The organism is Lactobacillus taiwanensis, assembly GCF_017894345.1.
GTDB classification, from domain to species: domain Bacteria; phylum Bacillota; class Bacilli; order Lactobacillales; family Lactobacillaceae; genus Lactobacillus; species Lactobacillus taiwanensis.
Genome location: NZ_CP059276.1, coordinates 1,424,910 through 1,448,600, shown reverse-complemented (window position 1 = coordinate 1,448,600; position 23,691 = coordinate 1,424,910). Strand labels below are relative to the sequence as shown.

At 33.4% G+C, this 23,691-nt stretch carries 24 protein-coding genes and 1 other annotated feature; of the genes, 20 read left to right on the top strand and 4 right to left on the bottom strand.

The genetic code is table 11. The features are described 5' to 3' along the window. Positions 1-11: 11 nt before the first annotated feature. The 5 genes from rsfS to H1A07_RS07025 all read left to right on the top strand — a co-directional run bounded on the left by rsfS (position 12) and on the right by H1A07_RS07025 (position 4,391). On the top strand, positions 12-359 hold the full coding sequence (rsfS, locus tag H1A07_RS07045; protein WP_210144800.1) for a ribosome silencing factor: 348 nt from the start codon (positions 12-14) through the stop codon (positions 357-359). A gap of 10 nt (positions 360-369) precedes the next feature. Continuing rightward, positions 370-1,527, top strand: coding sequence for a nucleotidyltransferase (locus tag H1A07_RS07040; RefSeq protein WP_210144799.1), 1,158 nt, complete (start codon positions 370-372; stop codon positions 1,525-1,527). Continuing rightward, complete coding sequence (locus tag H1A07_RS07035; protein WP_057718740.1) at positions 1,527-2,075, top strand: DUF177 domain-containing protein; 549 nt, start codon at positions 1,527-1,529, stop codon at positions 2,073-2,075. The genes H1A07_RS07040 and H1A07_RS07035 overlap by 1 nt, the downstream gene beginning before the upstream one ends. A gap of 83 nt (positions 2,076-2,158) precedes the next feature. Next, positions 2,159-2,887 (top strand): response regulator transcription factor, encoded by a 729-nt coding sequence (locus H1A07_RS07030; RefSeq protein WP_057718739.1) that lies wholly within the window; start codon positions 2,159-2,161, stop codon positions 2,885-2,887. Beyond that, positions 2,853-4,391 carry a HAMP domain-containing sensor histidine kinase gene (locus H1A07_RS07025; RefSeq protein WP_094517194.1) on the top strand — a complete coding sequence of 513 codons (1,539 nt, stop codon included), beginning with the start codon at positions 2,853-2,855 and terminating at the stop codon, positions 4,389-4,391. Before H1A07_RS07030 ends, H1A07_RS07025 begins: the two co-directional genes overlap by 35 nt. Before the next feature lie 52 nt (positions 4,392-4,443). Here the strand turns inward: H1A07_RS07025 and yidC are convergent, their stop codons facing one another. After that, a complete protein-coding gene (gene yidC / locus H1A07_RS07020) occupies positions 4,444-5,427 on the bottom strand; it encodes a membrane protein insertase YidC (protein ID WP_210144798.1) in 984 nt (327 codons plus the stop codon). Positions 5,428-5,490: 63 nt separating this feature from the next. Beyond that, the gene (locus tag H1A07_RS07015; protein WP_057718736.1) at positions 5,491-5,766 is read right to left on the bottom strand and encodes an acylphosphatase; all 276 of its coding nucleotides are present in this window, start codon (positions 5,764-5,766) and stop codon (positions 5,491-5,493) included. Positions 5,767-5,865: 99 nt separating this feature from the next. Between H1A07_RS07015 and H1A07_RS07010 the strand changes: the two genes are divergently transcribed. The 6 genes from H1A07_RS07010 (at position 5,866) to greA (ending at position 12,543) form a co-directional block, all read left to right on the top strand. Then, on the top strand, positions 5,866-6,627 hold the full coding sequence (locus H1A07_RS07010) for a TrmH family RNA methyltransferase (RefSeq protein WP_094498723.1): 762 nt from the start codon (positions 5,866-5,868) through the stop codon (positions 6,625-6,627). A gap of 85 nt (positions 6,628-6,712) precedes the next feature. Further along, on the top strand, positions 6,713-7,069 hold the full coding sequence (locus tag H1A07_RS07005) for a winged helix-turn-helix transcriptional regulator (RefSeq protein WP_057718734.1): 357 nt from the start codon (positions 6,713-6,715) through the stop codon (positions 7,067-7,069). 44 nt (positions 7,070-7,113) lie between these two features. Next, positions 7,114-7,322 (top strand) — a binding site (T-box leader). Positions 7,323-7,357: 35 nt separating this feature from the next. Then, a complete protein-coding gene (gene pheS / locus H1A07_RS07000; protein WP_057718733.1) occupies positions 7,358-8,407 on the top strand; it encodes a phenylalanine--tRNA ligase subunit alpha in 1,050 nt (349 codons plus the stop codon). Next, a complete protein-coding gene (gene pheT / locus H1A07_RS06995) occupies positions 8,407-10,821 on the top strand; it encodes a phenylalanine--tRNA ligase subunit beta (RefSeq protein ID WP_210144797.1) in 2,415 nt (804 codons plus the stop codon). Before pheS ends, pheT begins: the two co-directional genes overlap by 1 nt. Before the next feature lie 63 nt (positions 10,822-10,884). Then, complete coding sequence (mltG, locus tag H1A07_RS06990; RefSeq protein ID WP_210144796.1) at positions 10,885-11,979, top strand: endolytic transglycosylase MltG; 1,095 nt, start codon at positions 10,885-10,887, stop codon at positions 11,977-11,979. Positions 11,980-12,060: 81 nt separating this feature from the next. Next, the gene (greA, locus tag H1A07_RS06985; protein WP_057718730.1) at positions 12,061-12,543 is read left to right on the top strand and encodes a transcription elongation factor GreA; all 483 of its coding nucleotides are present in this window, start codon (positions 12,061-12,063) and stop codon (positions 12,541-12,543) included. Between the two features lie 45 nt (positions 12,544-12,588). Here the strand turns inward: greA and H1A07_RS06980 are convergent, their stop codons facing one another. After that, entirely contained in the window at positions 12,589-15,168 is a 2,580-nt protein-coding gene (locus H1A07_RS06980) for a YfhO family protein (RefSeq protein WP_210144795.1), read from the bottom strand. Positions 15,169-15,283: 115 nt separating this feature from the next. On the opposite strand from H1A07_RS06980, the gene H1A07_RS06975 reads away from it, so the two are divergent. From H1A07_RS06975 to H1A07_RS06950, 6 genes are all read left to right on the top strand, one after another. Next, the gene (locus H1A07_RS06975) at positions 15,284-17,383 is read left to right on the top strand and encodes a peptidoglycan D,D-transpeptidase FtsI family protein (protein WP_210144794.1); all 2,100 of its coding nucleotides are present in this window, start codon (positions 15,284-15,286) and stop codon (positions 17,381-17,383) included. 72 nt (positions 17,384-17,455) lie between these two features. Beyond that, a complete protein-coding gene (rpmG, locus tag H1A07_RS06970) occupies positions 17,456-17,605 on the top strand; it encodes a 50S ribosomal protein L33 (RefSeq protein ID WP_210144793.1) in 150 nt (49 codons plus the stop codon). Positions 17,606-17,654: 49 nt separating this feature from the next. Continuing rightward, positions 17,655-18,212, top strand: coding sequence for a 5-formyltetrahydrofolate cyclo-ligase (locus tag H1A07_RS06965; protein ID WP_057718727.1), 558 nt, complete (start codon positions 17,655-17,657; stop codon positions 18,210-18,212). A gap of 12 nt (positions 18,213-18,224) precedes the next feature. Further along, positions 18,225-18,911 carry a rhomboid family intramembrane serine protease gene (locus H1A07_RS06960; protein ID WP_057718726.1) on the top strand — a complete coding sequence of 229 codons (687 nt, stop codon included), beginning with the start codon at positions 18,225-18,227 and terminating at the stop codon, positions 18,909-18,911. Positions 18,912-18,913: 2 nt separating this feature from the next. Beyond that, a complete protein-coding gene (locus H1A07_RS06955; RefSeq protein ID WP_057718725.1) occupies positions 18,914-19,144 on the top strand; it encodes a YqgQ family protein in 231 nt (76 codons plus the stop codon). Between the two features lie 35 nt (positions 19,145-19,179). After that, complete coding sequence (locus H1A07_RS06950) at positions 19,180-19,578, top strand: rhodanese-like domain-containing protein (RefSeq protein WP_057718724.1); 399 nt, start codon at positions 19,180-19,182, stop codon at positions 19,576-19,578. A 51-nt stretch (positions 19,579-19,629) separates the two neighbouring features. Here the strand turns inward: H1A07_RS06950 and H1A07_RS06945 are convergent, their stop codons facing one another. Continuing rightward, entirely contained in the window at positions 19,630-19,809 is a 180-nt protein-coding gene (locus H1A07_RS06945) for a DUF3042 family protein (protein WP_004897769.1), read from the bottom strand. Between the two features lie 137 nt (positions 19,810-19,946). On the opposite strand from H1A07_RS06945, the gene miaA reads away from it, so the two are divergent. The 3 genes from miaA to H1A07_RS06930 all read left to right on the top strand — a co-directional run bounded on the left by miaA (position 19,947) and on the right by H1A07_RS06930 (position 23,685). After that, on the top strand, positions 19,947-20,867 hold the full coding sequence (miaA, locus tag H1A07_RS06940; RefSeq protein ID WP_210144792.1) for a tRNA (adenosine(37)-N6)-dimethylallyltransferase MiaA: 921 nt from the start codon (positions 19,947-19,949) through the stop codon (positions 20,865-20,867). A gap of 204 nt (positions 20,868-21,071) precedes the next feature. After that, on the top strand, positions 21,072-22,409 hold the full coding sequence (gene glnA / locus H1A07_RS06935; protein ID WP_057718721.1) for a type I glutamate--ammonia ligase: 1,338 nt from the start codon (positions 21,072-21,074) through the stop codon (positions 22,407-22,409). A 106-nt stretch (positions 22,410-22,515) separates the two neighbouring features. Further along, complete coding sequence (locus tag H1A07_RS06930) at positions 22,516-23,685, top strand: MFS transporter (RefSeq protein WP_210144791.1); 1,170 nt, start codon at positions 22,516-22,518, stop codon at positions 23,683-23,685. Positions 23,686-23,691 lie beyond the last annotated feature (6 nt).

Here is a 23,691-nt window from a genome sequence, read left to right as displayed (position 1 = left end):
AGGAAAAATAAATGGAAAGTAAGAAATTATTAGACTTAACTGTAGAAGCAATTGATGAAAGACATGGTGAAGATACTGAAGCATATGATATGCAAGGAATTAGTATTTTAGCTGATTATTATGTGGTAACAACTGCTGGTTCCAATCGTCAACTTCATGCAATTGTGAACAGCATTATTGATAAGATTCATGAACATGAAAAAGAAGATTATCGAATTGAAGGGACTCGTGACTCTAACTGGCTTTTAGTAGATATGGGCGACGTAGTTGTAAATGTATTTACTGAAGACGCAAGAGACTTTTACGGTTTAGAAAAATTATGGAGCAATGGTAAGAAATTAGAGTTAAATTTAGAGTAAAGGTAAAAGTATGAGTGTAATTGGCATTGTAGCCGAATATAATCCTTTTCATAGCGGACATGAATTTTTGCTAAATCAGGCTCGTTTAGTTGCTGAAAACGATCCGATTATTGTTATAATGTCAGGTAATTATGTTCAACGTGGACAGATGGCAATTATGGATAAGTGGCAAAGAGCTAAGGCTGCTTTGAATTCAGGTGCTGATTTAGTATTTGAACTTCCTTTTTCTTTTGCAGTTCAACCAGCTGATATTTTTGCTAATGGTAGTATTAAGATGTTAAGCGATTTAGGGGCATCAGAATTATTTTTTGGAGTAGAGGATGCTAATTTAAACTTTTCATATTTAGGACAAAAAATAAGTCAAATTCCTAAAAGTCGACTAGATTTTAGTGATTATACCCAAACTTATGCTACTCAGTATAACGAAATGATTGCTAGAGAAATTGGTCATGAAGTAAACCAACCTAATATGATGTTAGCTGTTGCTTATGCAGTAGCTAGTGAGCAATTAGAAAATCCACTTCATCTACACCCTGTGACTAGATTGGGTAGTGGACATGATGATCCGCTTCTGCAGGATAAAATTATTTCGTCAGCTACAGCAATTAGAAATTATTGTTTGCATCATCCTGATAACTTAACAGAATTAAAAAAATATCTACCTAAAGGTGAATTAATAGCTTTAGAAAAACAGAAAGTTTATCCAAATTGGAATCTGTTATTTAAATTTTTAAAATATCGAATTGAGAGTGCAAGTGTAGAAAACTTACGATTAATTTATCAAATGAGTGAAGGACTAGAATATAAAATGAAGGAAGAAATCCATACGGCAGAAGATTTCACTTCATTTCTGCGTCAAATAAAGTCTAAACGCTATACATATGCTCGATTAAGACGACTTTGCCTTTATACGCTTTTAAATATAACAGCAGATGAAATGCAGGCTTCGTATCAAGATACTTCCACTTTGCTGCTTGGATATAATAACCGGGGCAGAAATTATCTAAAAAAAATTCGAAAAGATGTTGAACTTCCTATTATATCTAAAGTGGATAAGAGAAATGCAACTACTGGAACGTTAGGGTTACAGGTTAAAGTAGATAGACTTTTTGAACAAATTATGGGTAAAGATCAAAACTTTGGTCGGAGACCAATCGAGGTAAAATAATGTTAAATTTTTCATATTCACAAATAAAAAATAGTCGTAATCCATTAACGCATGTTGATGAAGATGTTGAACTAAGTAAAGAATTTTTTGATAGAAGTAAAGAATTACTTATAGATGCAAAAAATGTTCACGTAAGTGGAGACTTCTTCTATGATGAACCATTTGTAACTGGAAACTTTACAGTAGAAGCAGATGTTGTAGCACCGTCTACTCGTAGTCTAAAGCCAGTAGAATTACATCAAAAATTTAATTTTACTGAAAACTACAGTGAAGTAGAACCTACTCAGGAGCAGCTTGATGAAGAAGATACAATTGTAACTGTTAAAGATGATGTGATTGATCTTCAAAAAGCTGTTGAAGATAACTTGCTGTTGAGCTTGCCATCAGTGATTCTTACTCCTGAAGAAGAATCTGAAGGTGATTTTCCTGAAGGAAAGGGCTGGAAAGTTGTTTCTCAAGAAGATTATCAAAAAGAACAATCTAATAAGGAAAATCCTGCTTTTGCTAAATTAAAAGATTTATTTAATGATGATAAAAAGAATGAATAATCTCTTGCATTAATGTATCTTTAAATTTAATATTAATTTATTAATAAAATTTTTAACCAAATTAGATAGTAGTGGAGAAAATAATGAGTAAAATTCTGATTATTGAAGATGAAAAAAATCTTGCCCGTTTTGTAGAACTAGAATTAAAACATGAAAAGTATGAAACTCAAGTTGAAGGAAACGGCCGGAAAGGATTGGATTTAGCTTTAAACGAAGACTTTGACGCAATTCTACTTGATTTGATGTTGCCAGACTTGAACGGGTTAGAAATTGCTCGTCGTGTTCGTCAAGAAAAGACTACTCCAATCATTATGATGACTGCTAGAGATTCTGTAATTGATCGTGTTTCTGGCTTAGATCACGGCGCTGATGATTATATTGTTAAGCCTTTTGCAATTGAAGAATTATTGGCTCGTTTACGTGCCGTTTTAAGAAGAGTACAAATTGAAAAGAGAGCTATGGGTGACACTATGGGTGTCCAAAAAGTTGTTCACTTTAATGATTTAACTATTGAAACTGCTAATCGAATTGTTCATCGTGGTGACAGTACAGTTGATTTAACTAAACGTGAATATAACTTGTTAATGACATTAATTGAAAACAAAAATAATGTTGTTACGAGAGAACAACTTTTGAATAAGATTTGGGGTCCCGAATCTAAGATTGAGACCAACGTTGTCGAAGTTTATGTGCGTTATTTACGTAATAAAATCGATGTACCAGGTCGTCCATCATACATCAAGACTGTTCGTGGTACCGGTTATATGGTGAGAACGGATGAAAATGATGAAGCACGTGAAGAAACAAAATAAGTCAACCAAAGAGACCCTCAAGTCCTCGCTAACTTTTAAGTGGGTGAGTTTAGTAGCAGCGACAATTACGGTCTCTTTTGTTATATTTTCAATTGCAATTTATTCTTTAGTTAAGCAACAAATAGTATCACAGGAAAGAAATCTGACTGAAGGTGTTGCTACTACCTTTCAGAGAAGATTAGTTGAAATTCCAACAAGTTTGCAGATTTCAAATGTTGTTCCTCAACTTTCACCTAACACTAATCGAATTTTAGAAGGACAAACGCCAATTACTTCAAATGATGGTGGGAATGTCTTTAATGACGATATTTTAGCAACTTTATCTAATCGTGATACGAGTATTACGATTTATAATCCTGAGGGGGATGTTGTCTTTAGTAATGGTAATGTTCCTGATAATGGGATGCCTAACTTTAGTAAAACAGAAAATCATGTTTTAAAAATCGTTACAACTCGTGGAAAAATCCATATGAAAATTTATCAGAAAATTTATTCTGATAAAACACATCGTCTAACGGGTTATTTAGTAGTTGATAATTCAATGGACCAGCAGAATCATGTTTTAAAGTCGATTCGAACTTGGATGATAAGTCTATCAATTATTGCAATTGTGATCTTTATTGGCTTGTCTTACTTGATTGTTAATAGTGTCGTACGACCAATTAAGAAAATGTCACAAATTTCTCACGATATCAATAAAGATCCAACAGATAAGCGAAGAGTACCTGATTTGCATCGAAATGATGAATTAGGAGAATTGGCGACTTCTTTTAATGAAATGCTTGATCGAATGCAAGCCTATATGCAACAGCAGAAACAGTTTGTTGGGGATGTTTCTCATGAATTACGTACGCCTGTAGCTGTAATTGAAGGACACTTAAATTTGCTTGAGCGCTGGGGAAAAGATGATCCTCAAGTACTTGAAGAGTCAATTCAAGCATCTCTTCAAGAAAGCAAGAGAATGAAACACTTAATCCAGGAAATGCTTGATTTAACTAGAGCTGAGCAGGTTGATTTACAATATCCTGATAAAACAACGGATGTCAATGAAGTTCTTAATCGAACAGTAAATGATATGAGAATGATTCATCAGGACTTTACTATTACATATGATGATGCTGATTTGAAACCTGATACAATTGTCAAAATTTACCGTAATCATTTGGAGCAAATTTTAATTATTTTAATTGACAACGCAATTAAGTATTCTAATGATCGTAAAGAAATTATAGTCGATGCAGCAACTGAAGAAGATAAAGTTAAAATTTCTGTTCAAGATTTTGGTGAAGGAATTGCACCTGAAGAACAAGATAAGATTTTTAATCGCTTTTATCGTGTGGATAAGGCTAGAACTCGTGAAAAGGGTGGCAATGGTTTAGGTTTAGCGATCGCTCAGAAATTGGTAGAGAGCTATCATGGAAAAATTAGTGTAAGTTCTACACTTGGCTCAGGTAGCAAATTTATGATTGAATTTCCACTGTTAAAGTCTGATTTAGTTAAATAATTAAAAGGGAATCCGTTTAGGATTCCCTTTTTTGTCGTGTTATCTATAGTTATTAATCTTTATCAGAGTTATTGGGACGTTTTTGCTTGCCTGCATTACGTGCTCTTAAATCTTGGTGAAGGTTTTTTGTATCTTCAGTAGTAGTTGATGATGAAGAACTTGTATTAAGAATATTATCGATCGTTTCTTGTGTAACTACAACCTTTAATGGCCGATCATTTAATTCTTTAGCAACATCTTTTTTAACTTTTGGCATAATAATAAAAGTAGTGATTAACTGTTGCAAAATCGCAATAAAACCACCTACTAAGAAGTAAAGAGCTAGGGCACCGGGAGCGGAAATACTAATGAAGAAAGTCATTGCAGGACTTAAAATTAATGTCATCTGCATTGCCTTCTTTTGTTCTTCAGGTATTCCGACCATTGAAAGATATCCTTGAATTATATAAAGCAAGGTTGCAATAACAGTCAAAATAATCGATCGTTGTCCAAGTGAAATTCCAAAGAAGCTTGAGGCTGCCAATTCTTTAGAATAAGCTACCGCTTGATAAATTCCCATCATAATTGGAAGCTGGATAAGCAGTGGTAGGCATCCCATACCACCCATCATGGACATGTTATTTTCTTTGTATACTCGCATTTGAAGTTGACTGATTTGCATTTGTTGAGGTTGAGTTAGCCCCGGCTTTTTAAGTGCTTCTTGAATTAACTTCATTTGCGGTTGCAACTTTTGAGTTTTTTCTTGTTGCGTAGTCATCTTACGTTGAGATGCCAAACGAAGAGGCATAACGATTAATTGGACAACAAAAGTAATAATAATAATTGCCCAACCGGCTCCATTAGTACCACCAATTTGATGCTCAACAGCAAGCATGATATTTTGAATTGGCTTACCAAATAGGCTGAAAACCCATGCATATGGTCCACTAGTAGGTGCTTGGTAGATGCTTTGTCCATTATTGGCACAACCACTTAGAATTAATGCAAGAGTTCCTAGCAGGGCAAATAGACTAAAATATTTAGTTTTCGATTTCATTAACTATAACCTTTCCTACTTTATTGTTACTGCAATAAAGTTTACTAGTTATTTGTTAAAGTATCAATAAACCACACTAAAGCGAGTGAATTTTTCTGCGTCTAAAATTGTATCTATATCAACATGGTCGACATGACTAGCAACTGAAGGCGATGCTTTAATTTTTTTGATAAAATGTTCTAAAGGGAGTTCATCACCTTGGGCGACAATTGAGACTGATCCATCGGGATTGTTTTTAACGGTTCCAGTAATACCCAATTCTTGGGCAATCATTTGTGTAGTCCATCTAAAACCAACACCTTGTACAAGTCCTGTAACTCTCATTTTGACAGTTTTCATTATTATTCGCTCTTTTCTGTTTATTCTAATTTAAATTTTAACATGTTAATTTCGAGTCAAGTAATTTAAAATATTAGAATTAGAAGGAAGTATAAATTTATGATAGAAATTAATTCAGTAAACAATCCTACAATTAAAAGTATTAGAAAACTTGAACAAAAAAAATATCGCAAAAAGACCCAAACATATTTAATTGAGGGCTTTCACTTGGTTGAAGAAGCCTTAAAAAATCATGAAAATTATTTATATATTTTAGGTACTCAAGCAGCTTTAAACAAACTTACTCCTAATTATCAATTAAAGGATAATAAAGTAATTCAAATTACTGATGCTATTGCAGAGCACTTAAGTAGTACCAAAAATAGTCAAGATATTTTTATGGTGTTGCCAATCAATCAGCCTAAATCTTTTAGTTTTGAATATGGGAAATGGGTAGTTTTAGATAATTTAACTGATCCAGGAAATGTTGGTACTATTATTCGTACCGCTGATGCAGCTGGTTTTGATGGTGTTGTCTTATCTGAGGAAAGCGTTGACTTATATAATCCAAAAGTTCAACGTAGTATGCAAGGAAGCCAATTTCATATTCAAATTATTCAAAATCTAGTCTTAGAATCCATTAGTAGTTTTAAAGAAAATGGAATTCCTATTTACGTAAGTATTTTAGATAAGACCGCTAAGTCTTTGAACAATTGTGTTCCAGTTCCTCAATTAGCTTTAGTAATTGGAAATGAAGCACATGGAGCTAGCCCAGAAGTAATTAATACAGCAGACAAGAAGATTTATATTCCAATTAAAGGAAAGGCAGAATCCTTGAATGCAGCGGTAGCAGCAGGTATAATGATTTATCATTTTTCATAAGCGAATAGCTTGTTTTTAGTAAGTAATATTACTATAATTTTAGTATAGATGATTGAAAAATTTTAATTTTTTAGGAGGAATATGTATGTCCCAAGAAATTGAAAGCAAACCTAAAATGACTGACTGTCCAGATCCAGAAGATTATTCACTGTGTTCGCATTTTATTGATGCTTTTGCAATTATTGGTAAAAAATGGAATGGGTTAATTATTAGTTCGTTATGTGATACTAATGCAATGCGATTTAAAGATCTAGCTCGTTGCATTAGTAAGTGCTCTGATCGAGTTTTAGTTGAACGATTAAAAGAACTGGAAAAAGAAGGCATCGTTAATCGTACTGTAGATCAAAAGAGTGGTATTATTAGCTATACTTTGACTCAAAAGGGTGCAGATTTACAGCCTGTTTTTGATCAGGTTCACAATTGGGCTGATAAGTGGGCCTAAGAATAATTGCAAAGTTTAATAAAAAGTTTTAAGATACTATTATACTAAATGCGATGATTAAGATTAGTAGTGTGGATATCTTTTTAGAGAGAGTTTTATTGGTGAAAGAAACTTAGGATAGAAGCATGAATTTCATCTTAGGAGCAGAATCTAATCAATTCCGGTATTTCACCGTTACAGGAAAAGAGTGTGAATACGCACTTTATTTGTGCTAGTTCAAACTAGGGTGGTACCGCGAAGCTTCGTCCCTTTTGGGACGGGGCTTTTTTTGTTGGAAAGGAAAATGAGATGGACTTATTCGATAGAATAAATAAGTTAAAAGAAGAAGGTTTAGATCAAATTAAGCAAGCTGAAAATCAAAAAATGCTTGATAAGATCAGAGTTGAATTAATGGGGCGTAAGGGTGAATTAACTGAAATCCTACACTCAATGAAAGATATTGCACCAGAAAATAGACCCAAGGTTGGTCAAGAAGTAAATCAAGTTCGTGATATTCTTCAAAAGCAATTGGATGAAGCAAAAGATCATTTCTTACAAGCAGTAATTGCTAAGAAACTTGAAGAAGAAAAAATTGATGTGACTTTGCCTGGTCGTGAAGGACATTTAGGTTCAAAGCATCCAATCAATATTATTTTAGACGACTTAGAAAGCTACTTCATTGGAATGGGTTATGAAGTAGTACAAGGCCCAGAGATTGAAACTGATCATTACTGTTTTGAAATGATGAATTTACCTAAGGATCACCCAGCTCGTGATATGCAAGCAACTTTCTATATTGATGAAGAAGATCTGCTTAGAACTCAAACTTCAGGAGATCAAGCTAGGGTTTTAGAAAAGCATGATTTTTCTAAGGGGCCATTAAAGATGGTGGGTCCTGGTAAGGTATACCGTAGAGACGATGATGATGCAACTCACTCTCACCAATTCCAACAAATGGAAGGTTTAGTAGTTGATAAAAATGTTACTATGTCAGACCTTAAGGGAACTTTAGAGATGATTGCTAAGCACGTGTTTGGTCAAGATCGTAAGACTCGCCTTCGTCCATCTTACTTCCCATTTACTGAGCCATCTGTTGAAATGGATGTTTCGTGTTTCAACTGTAATGGTAAGGGATGTCCAATTTGTAAGTATACTGGTTGGATTGAAGTATTGGGAGCAGGAATGGTTCACCCTAATGTTTTAGAAAATGCAGGTGTTGATTCAACAGTTTACGGTGGCTTTGCCTTTGGTTTAGGTTTAGACCGTTTTGCTATTTTGAAGTATGGCATTTCTGATATTCGTGATTTCTACACTAATGATGTTCGTTTCTTAGAACAATTCCGTAAGGAGGAAAATTAATGCTCGTTTCATATAACTGGTTAAAAGACTTTCTTAATTTAAATGAAGATCCTAAGGATTTAGGAGAAAAAATTACTAGAACTGGTGTAGAAATTGCATCAGTAGTTCATCCAGCAGAAGGTTTGAAAAAATTAGTAGTTGGTCATGTTATTGAATGTGAAGATATTGAAGGAACTCACTTGCATAAATGCCAAGTTGATGTCGGTGAAGATGAACCAATTCAAATCGTTTGTGGAGCACCTAATGTTGCCGCTGGTGAAGATGTAATTGTTGCTTTGCATGGTGCGCGTATTGCAGGCAATGAAAAGATTAAGCGTGGAAAAATTCGCGGCATTAAATCAAATGGAATGATTTGTGGTCTTCAAGAAATTGGCTTTGCTGACAAAGTTGTCCCACCAAAATATGCTGATGGAATTTTTGTTTTTCCTAAAGATTCTGATGTAAAACCTGGTGAAGATGTTTATGAAGCACTTGGTATGAATGATTACATTTTAGATTTTGATATTACTCCCAACCGTGCTGATACATTATCAATGGAAGGTGCAGCTTACGAAGTTGGTGCAATTGTTGATGAAAAAACTAAAGTTGAACCAGTGGTTCTTAAAGCTGATGGTCCCGACTGGACTGATGAATTAGATGTTAAAGTTGATGAAAAATTAGCACCTAAATTCTATTTAAGAAAAGTATCTAATGTAAAAATTGGTGAAAGTCCATTATGGATGCAAAGACGTCTGTGGAATGCAGGAATTCGGCCAATTAATAATGTTGTTGATGTAACTAACTACGTTATGCTTTTAACTGGTCAGCCACTACATGCATATGATGCGCGTACATTTAAGGATGGTAAGTTAGAAGTTAGAAAAGCTAATAAAGGTGAAAAACTTACTTTATTAAATGATAACGAAGTTGAATTAGATCCAAACGATATTATTATTACTGATGGTGAAAAACCGGTAATGATGGCTGGAGTAATGGGCGGAAAGAATTCAGAAGTAGAAGATAGTACTACAGATGTGATTTTAGAATCTGCTATTTTTGACGGAACTAGCGTTAGACAATCAGCATTACGCCATGCTAATAGAACTGAAGCATCTAGTCGTTTTGAGAAGGGTGTTAATTGGGATAATACTCAAAAAGCTTTAGATATGGCAGCCTTATTATTACGTAATGATGCAGCTGCTACAGTTAACGAAGGCGAAATTAAAGCAACTGATGTTCAAAGAAATCCTTCAGTGGTTAAAACCACAGTTTCTTACATTAATAAGGTGTTAGGAACAGAATTGACCAGAGTTGAAATGGAAAAGATTTTTGATCGTCTAGGCTTTACCGTTGGTGGATCTGAAGACGAATTAATTGTTACTGTCCCTAATAGAAGATGGGATATTTCTATTCCAGCTGACTTAGTGGAAGAAGTTGGTAGAATTTATGGTTATGATAACTTGAAGTCTACTCAGCCTCTTTTAGCCGAAACTCATGGCGGTTATTCAGAAAAAGAAACAGCAATGCGCAGAATCAAGGATATTGTGCAAGGACAAGGATTAATGGAGGCAATTTCTTATTCATTAACCTCTCCAGAAAAAGCAATTTCCTTTACTAAGGATCCAAAGCCAGTTGTAGAAGTGCAATGGCCATTAAATTCAAGTCGTTCAACTATGCGAGAAAACTTAATAACTGGTTTAGTTGACGCGGCAAGCTACAACATGGCACGTAAACAAAAGGAATTAGCCTTATTCGAGCAAGGCCGAGTTTATGATCATGAAAACAATAGTTTTAATGAACATGAACATTTAGCTGCTCTTTATTCGGGTCATACTTTATCAGCTAATTGGCAACATTTAGATCAAAAGATTGATTTCTACTTTGTAAAAGGTCAATTGACTAACTTATTCAGAGCTCTTGGCATAAAAGATGCAGATGTAGAGTATCGTGCAGAAGTTATTGGCGGTATGCACCCAACTAGAACTGCTGGTATTTACATTAAAGATCAATATGTCGGTTTGATCGGGATGTTGGCTCATACTGTAACTACTCTTGATAAAGCTTTACGCGGTAGCGAGATTTATGTTTATGAAATTGATTTAGATCTTATTACTTCAATGCTTGATAAGGGAATGAAAGCTAAAGCCGCACCCAAGTTCCCAGCAATTAAGCGTGATTTATCATTATTAGTACCAAATGCAATAACTAATGCCAAAATTGAAGCTCAAATTAAATTAAATGGTGGAAAATATCTTCATGATATTCGAGTAATTGATGTTTACTCAGGTAGTCAAATTGAATCAGGACATAAGTCAATTTCCTATTCATTAACTTTCTTGAATGAGAAAGATACTTTAACTGATGAAATAGTAGCTAAAGCAATGGAAAAAGTTGAGGCAGCTCTGAAAGAAAGTCTAAAGATTAAAGTTCGTTAATTCTTTTTAAGAAAGCTTTGCTATAATTGTCTTAGATTTTTGTGATTTTCGGAGGAAGAGCATTTGCTGAATCAAGACAAAAAGAAGAATCATGAGTTAGAAGAAGAAGCATCTAAAAAGATTACGCGTTGGATTCTTAGCGGAATTGGAGCTATTTTAGTTTTAGTTATTCTAATCGGAGGATGCTACGTAGGTTATGCACTTCAACCTGTTAATCGCCATGATGAAGATGTAGTTAGTGTCCATATTCCTGAAGGTGCAACTAATAGTCAAATTGCTCAGATTTTACAAGATAAAAAAGTTATTAGAAATGCGGCAGTTTTTAATTTTTGGCTGAAAAGTCATAGTGCGACTAATTTTCAGGCAGGTAATTTTTATCTGTCGCCTTCAATGCATAATAAGGAAATTGTTAGTCAATTGCAGGGCGGTGGCGGACGACCAATTGTTGGTCATGTTTTGATCAAAGAAGGTCAAACTATTGATAGTATCGCTACTACAGTTGGTAAAAATACAAAGTATAGTCGTCAAGATTTCTTGAAGTTGATGAAAGATCAAGACTTCATGAAGAGCTTAGAGAAACAATATCCAAAACTTTTAACTAGTTCAATGAATAGTAAGGGTGTTCGTTATCACTTAGAAGGCTATCTCTTCCCAGCTAAGTATGATGTTTATCAAGGAGCGTCTTTAAAGGAATTAGTTAACCAAATGGTTGATAAAACTAATCAGGTTTTGCAACCATACTATGGTTCTATCAAAAAGAAACATTTGACGGTTCAGGAAGTGTTAACTTTAGCTTCCTTAGTAGAGCGTGAAGGTGTTAAATCTAAAGACAGAAGAATGATTGCTGGAGTATTCTTTAACCGACTTAAGGCAAATATGCCACTGCAATCTGATATTTCAGTTATGTATGCGCTGAATAAGCATAAGCACTCTTTGTCATTAAAGGATATTAAAGTTAAGTCTCCATATAACTTATATGTTCACAAGGGATATGGTCCTGGACCATTTAATAATCCAAGTTTAGATTCAATTAGTGCTGTCTTGAACCCAATTAAGTCTAACTATCTCTACTTTGTCGCAAATCTTAAGACTGGTAAAGTTTACTACAATGAAAATTACGATGAACATTTGAAGCGTAATAGTAGTTTAGGTCAGTAAAAATGGTTGACTTTTTTAGATAGAAAACATAAGCTGTTTGGTGCAAAGAAAAATAGGTATAGGTAAGGAGAATTTTTTAATATGGCAGAAAAAGTTTATCCAATGACTGCTGAAGGTAAGGAAAAGCTTCAGAAGGAATTAAAAAATTTAAAGTTAGTAAAGCGTCCAGAAGTTATTGAAAGAATTAAGGTTGCTAGATCTTTTGGTGACTTATCAGAAAACTCAGAATACGATGCTGCAAAAGATGAACAAAGTGCTGTAGAACAACGTATTGTTCAAATTGAACAAATGCTTAAGTATGCACAAGTTGTTGATGCAGATAGTGTTGATCCAAATGAAGTTTCTATTGGTAAAACTGTTACTTATACAGAAGTAGGTACTGATGATCCAGAAACTTATACCATTGTTGGTTCTGATGAATCCGATCCACTTAATGGTAAGATTTCTAATGATTCACCAATTGCCCAAGCTTTACTTGGCAAGAAGAAAGGTGAAAAAGTAACTATTAATACTCCTGGTGGAACATTTGATGTTACTATCAATGAAGTTAAAACATTGAATTAATATTTAATAATTTTATGAAAAAGGGATTAGCTGCCATAATGGCAGTTAATCCTTTTTTGGTCTAAAGACGAGTATGAAATTGAGTGACATAATTGAAATTAAAATTCCAATTATAAAAGTAATTGGAATATAAATTAAAGTAATATGGTGATACCCCTTTTTTAATTGAGCACTTAAAAATGTGTGAGCAAATTTTTGCTTTTTAAGTACTTTACCATTATCTAAGAGTAACCAGTTACTTGAATAGGGAATAGTAGAATTTAAAATTTGTTTATTTTTGGCCTTGTAATCAAGAGTTAGAGTGATTGGACTTGTTTGCTGAGTTACAGGCTGCCGTTTATTGAATTGGTGAATAATTTTATTAAAATTTGATTGTCTAAATTGAAGAACACGCACACCATTCAAATTGATATTTTTATTATTTAAATAAAAAATAATTTTAATTGATGTGTTGGCTGAGTAATAACCGATATTTAGCAGTTTAGTTGAAATTCCTAGATCTTGATTATTAAGTGAATGACCATTAACAACGACTGACGTTGTTTTTTCATCTAGATTTGAAGGAAGCTCGAGATAATAAGGCCCTTTTTGAAATGAAGATATATTAAAAATAATTGCGGACGTTTGTTTGCCTTTGATTTTTTTATATTCATTAAGATTCTTAGTAGGCTTAACATTTTGTATTTTGGTTGGATTGGTTAGATATAAGCTATTAAATAAATTTGTTTTTTTACCAGTAATATTATCAAATAGAAGATTTTGATTAGTAGCAGGCATACTTGGATAAAACTTAGTTTTTTTATGAGTAGGAGAGACAAAAAGAAGTGGTAATGCAGTTGAATTTTGTCTAATTTGTAATTGTTTAAAGCTTTTAACAACTTTATTTGTAATTAAATCGGGACGATAAAAGGCATTTGTGAAAACAACTTGTTCCTTTTCGGGAAGATTGCGACGATTTTTAATTGGTACAATATTATATTTGACGCCTAGAATACTATCAGATAAGGGAGTTGCATAGTTATTAGTAAAAGAATTATCATTATTTTCCAGTCCTAAATATTCAACTAAGTTAATAATTGATCGATCTGAAATAGAATTGAAGTTACTAATACCATAGTAGTTATTGCTTAGTGGATCATTATCAGATCGAGTAAATGTCTTTTCTGTTCGGTAAGGTCCTGAATCATATTTATGTAAATAATTTATGCTCTCTGAAACATTTTTAGTGAAATTAGAATAGTCATAATTTTTTTGATAAGAAATATTATCTAAACTAGCTAGTAAATTAATGCTTACTTCAAGACCAACTAAACCAAAAAATATTACCGGAATCCACTTGTAATTAAAGAATAGAATGATTAGTAAGCTACATAAAAAGAATAAAATTGTAAGGATGATATTGGTTTGATTTAGAAATTCTTTTTGATGAATATTTAGGAAAAGAAAGATACCAAGACAGATGACTAAAATTACACATGCTAACTTACTGAGAAAGTCAAATTGTTTTGTACGGGCAAGAACTTGCACGCCAAGATAAATAGCATAGAATGAAAAAATAAAGCTAAAGCGAGCTGGATACCAAACGGGATATTGACCTAAATGCCAAAAGAGTACTAATGGATTAAAACTAAAAGAAAAGAATAAAAATATTAAGAGAATAGCTGATGTGATTTTTTCTTTAAGAGATATTTTTTGATTAATAAAGTAGAGTAAGCATAGTAGTGTAAATAAACTCGTTAAAAAGATATTTGGCAAGCCCTTTTCCATTTCAGTGAAATTAAAGGCGCCGATGGTAAGTTTATAAAATGCTTGATATGGAGAAAATTGCATTCCCATAGATAAGGAAGTATCTGAATGGATTTTTCCATTTAATATTTCAAAAAATGTTGGTAGGAGCACACAGGCAGCTAAAGTTGTCCCTAGGAAACTTTTTATAAAGTATTGGGAAATAATCTTCTTTTTTGAAAAAGAATAATTAATTAACTTACTGATAAAGTAAAGTAACCCAAAGAAAAGTGTCATAAAACCAGTATAAAAATTAGTGAACCAGAGTAAAAAAGTAATTCCAATTAGGTAAAAATAGTGCTTTTTGGGGACAAATAATTTGTCAATTGAATCTAATAAGAGAGGTAATAAAATTAAACTATCAAGCCACATTAAGTTTAAGTTGTAGCTGATGACAAAACCACTTAATGAAAAAGCTAGACTCGCAGCTAAAGCAAAAATTTTATTATCGCCTGTAAAGAATTTTTGAAAATAATAAAAGCTACTTAACCCGATACTACCAACTTTTAGACTAATAATTAAAAGGATTGCCTCTGGAAGGTGAGAATTTGAAAATAAAAATAGTAAAAGGTTAAAGGGACTGGTTAAATAATAAGCCCATGTCCCAATAAACGAATTTCCTAATCCGCTACTCAAGTTATAGACTAGGTTTAAAGGATTAGAAAATAGATTATTTTTATAAAATGAGAGAAAATCAATATATTGTTGACCTAAATCAACAGTTAAGATCTCTTGATTACGATATATAAAGTAGCTAGCGAAAATAAGAGCTGGCAGTAAAAATGAAAGCCAATATAAATATTTGGTTTTTAAATGTGATTTAAATTTTTCGATAATCATTGAAAAGCATCCTACTTATTAAGAATATATAATTATTGCGATTTTCATTGTTAGAAAAATAGAATTTATATACTTTTTTTGCTAAAATCAATTCTAGTTTAGTGAGGTTAGAATTTTGAATTATTTAAAACAAAGTAAAGGTTCGAATAGAAATTCCACTTCGACGCCCCTAAGAATGAAAATTATTTTGGGCGTCATTTTAGTTTTATTTTTATTATTAATTGGTCAATTAGCATATCTGCAACTCTTTTATGGTGGTCGTTTTCAAGCAGAGGTTCAACAAACCGACCAAAAAATTGTATCAAATAACGTGCCACGTGGTGTGATGTATGACAGTAGTGGTAAAGTTTTGGTAGGTAATAAAGCTAATAACGCAATTACTTATACCAAAAATTCTAGCATTACGTCTAGTCAAATATATAAGGTTTCTAACGCTTTAAGTCAATATATTACACTTGATGATGAAAAACCTACCCAAAGACAGCTTTACGATTATTATTTGGCTAATAGCAAGGTTTCAGAAAAAGAGACAGCTAAATTGCCAAAATCTGAGCGTTATGACAGTAATGGGGATGCATTAAGTTCAAGTCAGATTTATGATAATGTCTTAAAGCGCGTTGAAAAGCAAAATATTCATTTTACGAAACGTCAAAAAACAGCTGCTCTAATCTTTAATAAGATTTCAGGAGCTTATACACTATCAACTATCTACATTAAGAACAAGGGATTAACTGACCGTGAAATAGCCTTAGTTGGGGAACACTTATCTGAATTACCTGGTGTAGGTATTGGAACAGACTGGTCTAGAAACTATCCAAATGGAAAATCAATTAAAAGTATTATTGGTTCTGTTTCTTCAGAAAAGGCTGGTTTACCAAGTGATAACTTACAATACTATTTAACTCAGGGATATTCACGTAATGACCGAGTAGGTACTAGTTATCTAGAAGAAAAATATGAACCACTTTTAAAGGGAACTAAATCTAAGTCTCAAGTGGTTACTAAGTCTAAAGATAGTGTTGAACAGACTAAGACTGTTTATAAAGGTCAAAGTGGTGCTAGCCTGATTTTGACAATGAATGCTAAGTATCAACAAGAAGTTGAGAAGACTTTGAAGAAAGTGTATGCTTCTGCTCAAGCTGCTGGCGCTACGCAGTATTCAAATGGGGCATATGCCGTAGCAATGAATCCTAAAACTGGTGCATTGTTGGCGATTGCTGGTATTAATCATAATGCTAAGACCGGAAAGGACACTGACGATGCGTTAGGTGTTATTAATAAGTCTTTTGTTATGGGGTCCGCAATCAAGGGTGCAACTGTTGCAGGAGGACTAATGAAGGGAATTATCACACCAACTAATAGTGTGATGCCGGATACGCCAATTTATTTGCCGGGTTCTCCAATTAAGAAATCAGTTTACCCAGTTGGTACTTTTGGTAGCTTAGATGCTCCAACAGCACTTGAAGTTTCAAGTAACATCTACATGATGCAGCTAGCTTTAAGGTGGGTAAATGCTAAATATATACCTCATAGTTTTATCTCAATGCCATCCGATGCATTTACTAAATTAAGACGTAATTTTGCAATGTTTGGTTTGGGACAAAAGACTGGTGTTGATCTTCCTGGAGAAGTGTCAGGTATTCAAGGTAGATCATATAACTCTGCTGGTCAATTATTGACTGGATCCGTCCTTGACTTATCTTATGGTAACTATGATGCTTATACTCCAATTCAATTAGTACAATATATTTCAACTATTGCTAATGGTGGGTACCGTATGCGTCCATATTTGGTTCAATCAGTTGGTGAAACTAATTCTCAAGGAAATAAAGTTTCTATCATGTATAATACTAAGCCTCAGGCTCAGATGCGTATTCCTTGGACTCAAGATCAACTTGATGTAATTCACCAAGGAATGTATCGCGTTGTTCATGGTACTAATGCGTGGGGAACGGCTCACCGCTTAAAGGACGTAAAACCATCAATTTCTGGTAAGACTGGTACTGCTCAGACTTTCTACTATGATGAAGATAATCCGGGTAATCCAAAGGCACCAGAAGTTATTAATGCGACTTTTGTTGGATATGCTCCTTCAAAAGATCCAAAATTAGCTGTTGCAGTTGTCTTCCCAGGGCTTGATCCAGATAAAGAAGGAAGTTATACTCTTCAAGTTGCAAAAGAAATGGTTGAAGATTACTTCAAGCTTAATAAATAGAAAAGTACTGGTAAAAGTACGAAAAACATGGTATAGTTTAACAGTTAACTAAATAAGTAGGTGGTGGAAAAGATGGCAGAACATATTATCCTTGAATGCACCGAATGTGGCGATAGAAGTTACTTATCTGAAAAGAATAAGCGTAAGCATTCGGAACGTTTAGCTTTAAAGAAGTATTGCCCAGTTGAAAGAAAGGTAACACTTCACCGCGAAACTAAGTAATCAAAGCAACAGGCAATTCCTGTTGTTTTTTTGTATCCAGCAATATTTAATGAATTTGATTAATAAACAAGATTTACGAAATTTACAAATAAAAAAGCTAACATCATTTGCTAAAACTAAGCAAAAGATGTTAGAGGATAGAATTTTAAAAGATAAATTTTTAAATAGTTCTGTTCTTAATAAAGCAGATAGTATAGGTATTTTCATTTCAATGCCGTTAGAAGTTAATACAGCGCCAATTATTCCTGCTTTATGGAAAATAAATAAGAGAGTATATATTCCACGTTGTTTGCCAAAAAAAAGAATGGAATTTACTTTTTATGATAAAAATACAGATTTAGTTAAGACTAAGTTTGGCGTTTTAGAAAATCATGATCCAAACGTTGAAGTTAAAAATAATTTGGATTTGATCATTGTTCCTGGACTTGCTTACGGATTAGATAAAAATAGTCGCCTTGGTTTTGGTGGTGGATATTATGATCGTTTTTTAGAAAGAAATCCTACACAGACTCTTAGTTTAGCTAATTCAATCCAGACCTTTAGTCAAACTACTTGGTTAGTTGAAAATTACGATATTCCAATTAAAAATTTTATTTTAACTAATTAAAGGAGGAAGCGCATGAAAAAAATAAACTCCAATCGTTTTTCTAGCACTGTTGTTACAAATACAATTTTAATAGTGCTTTTTGTTGTTTTTATTTTAGAAACGATAATGGGTGGGTCGACCAATATTCATACATTGATCCGCTTAGGAGCTATGAATAATCAACTTGTTACTGTTGAACATCAATGGTGGCGTTTATTTACTGCTCAATTTTTACATATTGGTTGGTTGCACATCGCATCTAACGCAGTGATGATTTATTATATTGGTCAGTTTATGGAACCTATTTTAGGTCATTGGCGATTTTTAGGTATTTATTTATTATCTGGTGTTGGCGGAAACTTGTTAAGTTATGCCTATGGCAGTGATTCGGTAGTAAGTGCTGGAGCTTCAACGGCATTATTTGGACTTTTTGGGGTAGTTATAGCTCTTTATTTAGCTAATAGATCAATTCCAGTTGTTGATTATTTGGGAAAGCAGGCCTTAGCTTTAGCTATTATTAATTTGGTACTTGATTTATTTGCAAGTCATATTGATATTTTAGGTCATCTTGGTGGCTTAATTTCAGGTTTTCTTTTAGGAATAATTTTTGGAAGCATCCATTTAAGGGAATATCATCATAAATTAAAGGTAATTGCAGTTGTGATATTAATTATTTATGTTGTCTTCTGTTTACATCAAGGAATAGTGATTAGTAATTAATAATGAAAAATTTACACGATGTTCAAAAGCTTCTAAAGAAATTTAACATCATAGTTTATGTTGGAAAACGCAAATGGGATATTGAGTTGATGGGAATTGAGCTAGATAATTTATATCATGCCGGTGTAGTTTCTAAAAAGGAATATATGACAGCTAAAATGATTCTAACTCATGAACATGAGATTGAAGAAGAAAAGGAAACTAGCGCAAAAGATAGTAATGGATTATCATAGTACTATAGAAATTCTTATATAGGGGTAAGTAATTAATGAATATTTTTGGGATTATCAACATTATCTTAATCATCATTATTTTGGCCTTTGCTTTGAGTTGGCTTTGGACATGGATCCAATCAAAGAGAGTCGGTGGTGCATTAACTAACGAAGAATTTGAAAAGGGAAAGAGAAAGGCACAGATTATCGATGTGCGAGAAAAAGCTCCTTTTAAAAAAGAACATATTTTAGGAGCTCGTAATATTCCATATACAATGTTCAAGTATCAATATCAGGAAATTCGTCCAGATTTACCAGTTTACCTTTATTCTGATTCAAGTGCCTTAACTGTCAGAGCGGCACGCTTTTTACAGAAAAAGGGCTATAAAAAGGTATATTGGCTAAAAGACGGCTTTGAAAAATGGAATGGCCAAACAAAGGCTTCTAAATATTAAAAGAGAGATCAATACCCAATAAGGGATTAATCTCTCTTTTTTTGTAGAATTTTAACCTTGGTGAGCTGAATAGCTCTTTCTGTTAGCTTTAATTCTATTTTGCTCAATTCGATCAGCTTCTTTTTGTTCAGGTTCTACCACCTTTTTCTTGTAAGTAGCAAGTCCTGCAGCAAGAGCACCAACAGTTGCCAAAACGCCGGTTACAACACCAGCACCAAATTTCTTAGCCATTATAATGCCTCCCTAATATTATTTTATCAATTCAAATTTTAGCAATAATTCTTATTTCAATAAAGTCTTTTGCTGTTAAGTCTGAAGAAATATCAGATTTTTGTTAGAATTAATATCAAGAAATAAGAGGAATTTATATGCAAAAAATTATTGTGATTATTGGACCAACTGGAATTGGAAAAACAGAACTAGCTTTGGATTTAGCTCCTAAAATTAATGCAGAAATCCTTTCTGGTGATTCAATGCAGATCTATCAAGAAGTAAGTATTGGCACAGCTAAGCCGACTTTCGAAGAATTAAAAAAAGTAAAGCATTATTTAGTTAATCAACGTTCGATTTTTGACGAATATTCAGTTAAGGACTTTGTTGCTGAAGGTATTAAAGTAGTTGATGAAATTGTTGCTAAGGATGCTGTTCCCCTAGTAGTTGGTGGAACTGGCTTTTATATTAATGCTTTAGTAAATAAGCTTCAATTAGGTGAACCTGGAGAATATCAGACAAGCGTTGATTCTAAATGGGAAGAGTATTTGAAAAAAAATGGGGAAGAAGAGTTATGGCGTGTGCTTCATGAAAAAGATCCAGCAGCAGCTGATAAAATAGCACCTCAAAATAGCCGCCGTACTCTTCGAGCTCTAACTGTAATTGATCGGACTGGGAAGTTATTTAGTAAGCAGCAAAAAAAGATTACACCGCGATATGATGCATTAATTATTGGTTTAAATAGTAATCGAGAAGAAGTCTATCACAGGATAAACAAGCGAGTAGACAAAATGATGGATCTAGGATTGCTCAAAGAGGCTAAGTTCGTTTATGAGAATCGTGATCGTGAACACCAGGCTATTCAAGCGATTGGATACAAAGAGTTTTTTCCGTACTTTTCTGGTGAAAAAACGCTTGATGACTGTGTCAGCAAATTAAAGCAGGCTTCTAGAAAGTATGCTAAACGACAATTAACATATTTTAAGCATCAATTGCAGGTTACTTGGCTTGATCCATTACAAGATAAAAAAGTTTCTGATCATGCTCTTGAGGAAATAAATAATTTTTTAAATAAATAAAAAATAATGGATATGATAGGATATTACTGGGATCTTTATAATAATTAATTTAAATTATATCTAAAAAAATTATCAATATTTATTGACGAGACCAATTTAGTCTGCTATTGTGTTCACTGTGCATAAGCACAGGTAGTGAATAGATTTTTAAGGACTATACCAATACATAAAATGCTGGGTAGTTCTTTAGAATAGGTGTGTACAATGAGTAAAACTATTACTGCAGAAGATATTAAGAAGAGTGTTAAGGATAACGATGTTCGTTTCCTAAGATTAGCTTTTACTGATATTAATGGAACTTCTAAGGCTGTGGAAGTCCCAACTAGTCAATTGGATAAAGTTTTAACAAATGATATTCGTTTCGATGGTTCTTCAATTGATGGCTTTGTTCGTCTAGAAGAAAGTGATATGGTTTTATACCCAGATTTTTCAACTTGGGCAGTTTTGCCTTGGGGAGATGAAAAGGGCGGTAAAATTGGTCGTTTGGTATGTTCAGTTCACAAGACCAACGGTGAACCATTTGAAGGTGATCCAAGAAATAATCTAAAGCGTGTTCTTAAAGAAATGAATGAAATGGGCTTTACTGATTTTGATATTGGCTTTGAAGCTGAATTTCATCTATTTAAGTTAGGCGAAGATGGTAATTGGACTACTGAAGTTCCTGACCATGCTTCATATTTTGATATGACTTCTGATGATGAAGGTGCGAGATGTCGGCGTGATATTGTTGAAACTTTAGAAAGCATTGGCTTTGAAGTTGAAGCTGCCCACCATGAAGTTGGGGATGGGCAACAAGAAATTGACTTCAGATTTGATGATGCTTTAACTACTGCTGATCGTGTTCAAACCTTTAAGATGGTAGTACGTGAAGTAGCAAGAAAGCATGGCCTATATGCAACCTTTATGGCTAAACCTGTAGAAGGACAAGCCGGAAATGGAATGCACACCAATATGTCATTATTTAAGGATGGTAAGAACGTATTTTATGATAAAGATGGCGAATTCCACTTATCAGATACTGCTCTTTACTTCTTAAATGGTATTTTGGAACACGCTCGTGCAATTACAGCAGTCGGTAATCCGACTGTAAACTCATACAAGCGTTTAATTCCAGGATTTGAAGCGCCTGTTTATATTTCATGGGCTTCTAAGAATCGTTCGCCACTTGTTCGTATTCCTGATGCTGAGGAAATTAATACTCGTCTGGAAATGCGTTCAGCTGATCCAACAGCCAACCCATATCTTTTACTTGCAGCATGCTTAAGTGCTGGTTTAAATGGTATTAAGGAAGCAAAGAAACCGATGGCACCTATTACTTCTAACGTCTTTGAAATGTCTGAAGAAGAAAGAGCTGAACGTGGTATTAAGCCACTTCCATCTACTTTGCATAACGCTGTTAAGGCATTTAAGGCTGATCCTTTAATTCAAGCAGCTTTAGGTGAACACTTAACTCAAAGCTTTATTGATTCTAAGAATCTTGAATGGTCTAAATATAATCAATCAGTTTCTGATTGGGAAAGAGACCGTTACATGGGTTATTAATTAAGTAAAGAATAGTAATTAAGCCAGTTGAGCAATTTCAACTGGCTTTTTTGCTTGACGTAAATGTATGATATAAAAGTAATAATGCTAGAGAGGGGTTAAATGATTGAAAAAAAGACAATCAATTTATACTAAAGACGTTATTCTAGTCATGGCAGCGTCTTTCTTTTTTATGTTTTCAGTTATGTTTGTAACACCATTAATTAATGGATATGCAATTAGTTTAGGTGCTAGTGCGGTATTTGCTGGTATTATAACTGGAATTATGAGTGTAGTATCAATGTTTTTACGACCGATAGCAGGAAATTTAACTGATCGTTTTTCTAAATATAGTCTATCGTTTATAGGTGGAGTATTAATTTTAATCGGGGTAGCAGGATATTGTTTTTCACCATCGGGAAATTGGCTATTATTATTTAGATTAATTAATGGTACGGGTTTTGTTTTGGCGACTGTTTGTATGACAACATGGTTAGCATTTTTGGTTCCACGTAGTCATGTTGGGGAAGCAATGGGATTTTATGGTTTGATGAATGCGTTAGCTATGGCTCTTGCTCCAGCTTTAGCAATTAATTTATATAAAGTAATCGGTTATAAGTCGGCGTTGTGGTTAGCAGTACTTGCTACAATTTTGATGATCGTTTCAATTCAATTTGTGGGTAATCATGCTAAACCCAAAATTATCCAAAATAAAAAGAGAAAAATAAAAATTATTCAAAAAGATGCTATTCCAGTAGCCATGTTAACTACTTTTTTTGCAATTCCATATTTTATTACGCAAGCAGATATTGTTGTTTATGTTGAAAGACAGCGCTTTTCTATTGCCGTTGGTTACTTTTTTGTGATTTATGCAATAGCATTGCTTTTAATTAGAATTGTTTTAAAAAAGTATTTTGATCTAATTCGTTTTGGTATTTGGTTTTGGCTAAGTTTGATTTCTATGATTTTATTTCTAATTATTGCCACCTTTATGGTTAATAATTGGTTAATGGGGTTAGCAGCGATTATGCTTTCAATTGGTTATGGAGTAATTTATTCTGTTAATCAATCAACTGCCTTAATGTTAGCTCCAATAGAAGAGCAAGGGCTAGCAAGTTCCACCTTTTATTTAGGCCTTGATATTGGAATGGCAGCTGGGCCAATGATTGGAGGAGTTACTGCTCAAAATTTAGCACCTAACTACTTCTATCCCGTTTTATTAGTTATTGTGCCAATTATTTTGATAATTTATTTTGTATATAGTAAAAAATTAAATGATGCATTAGACCATCATTAATAAGGG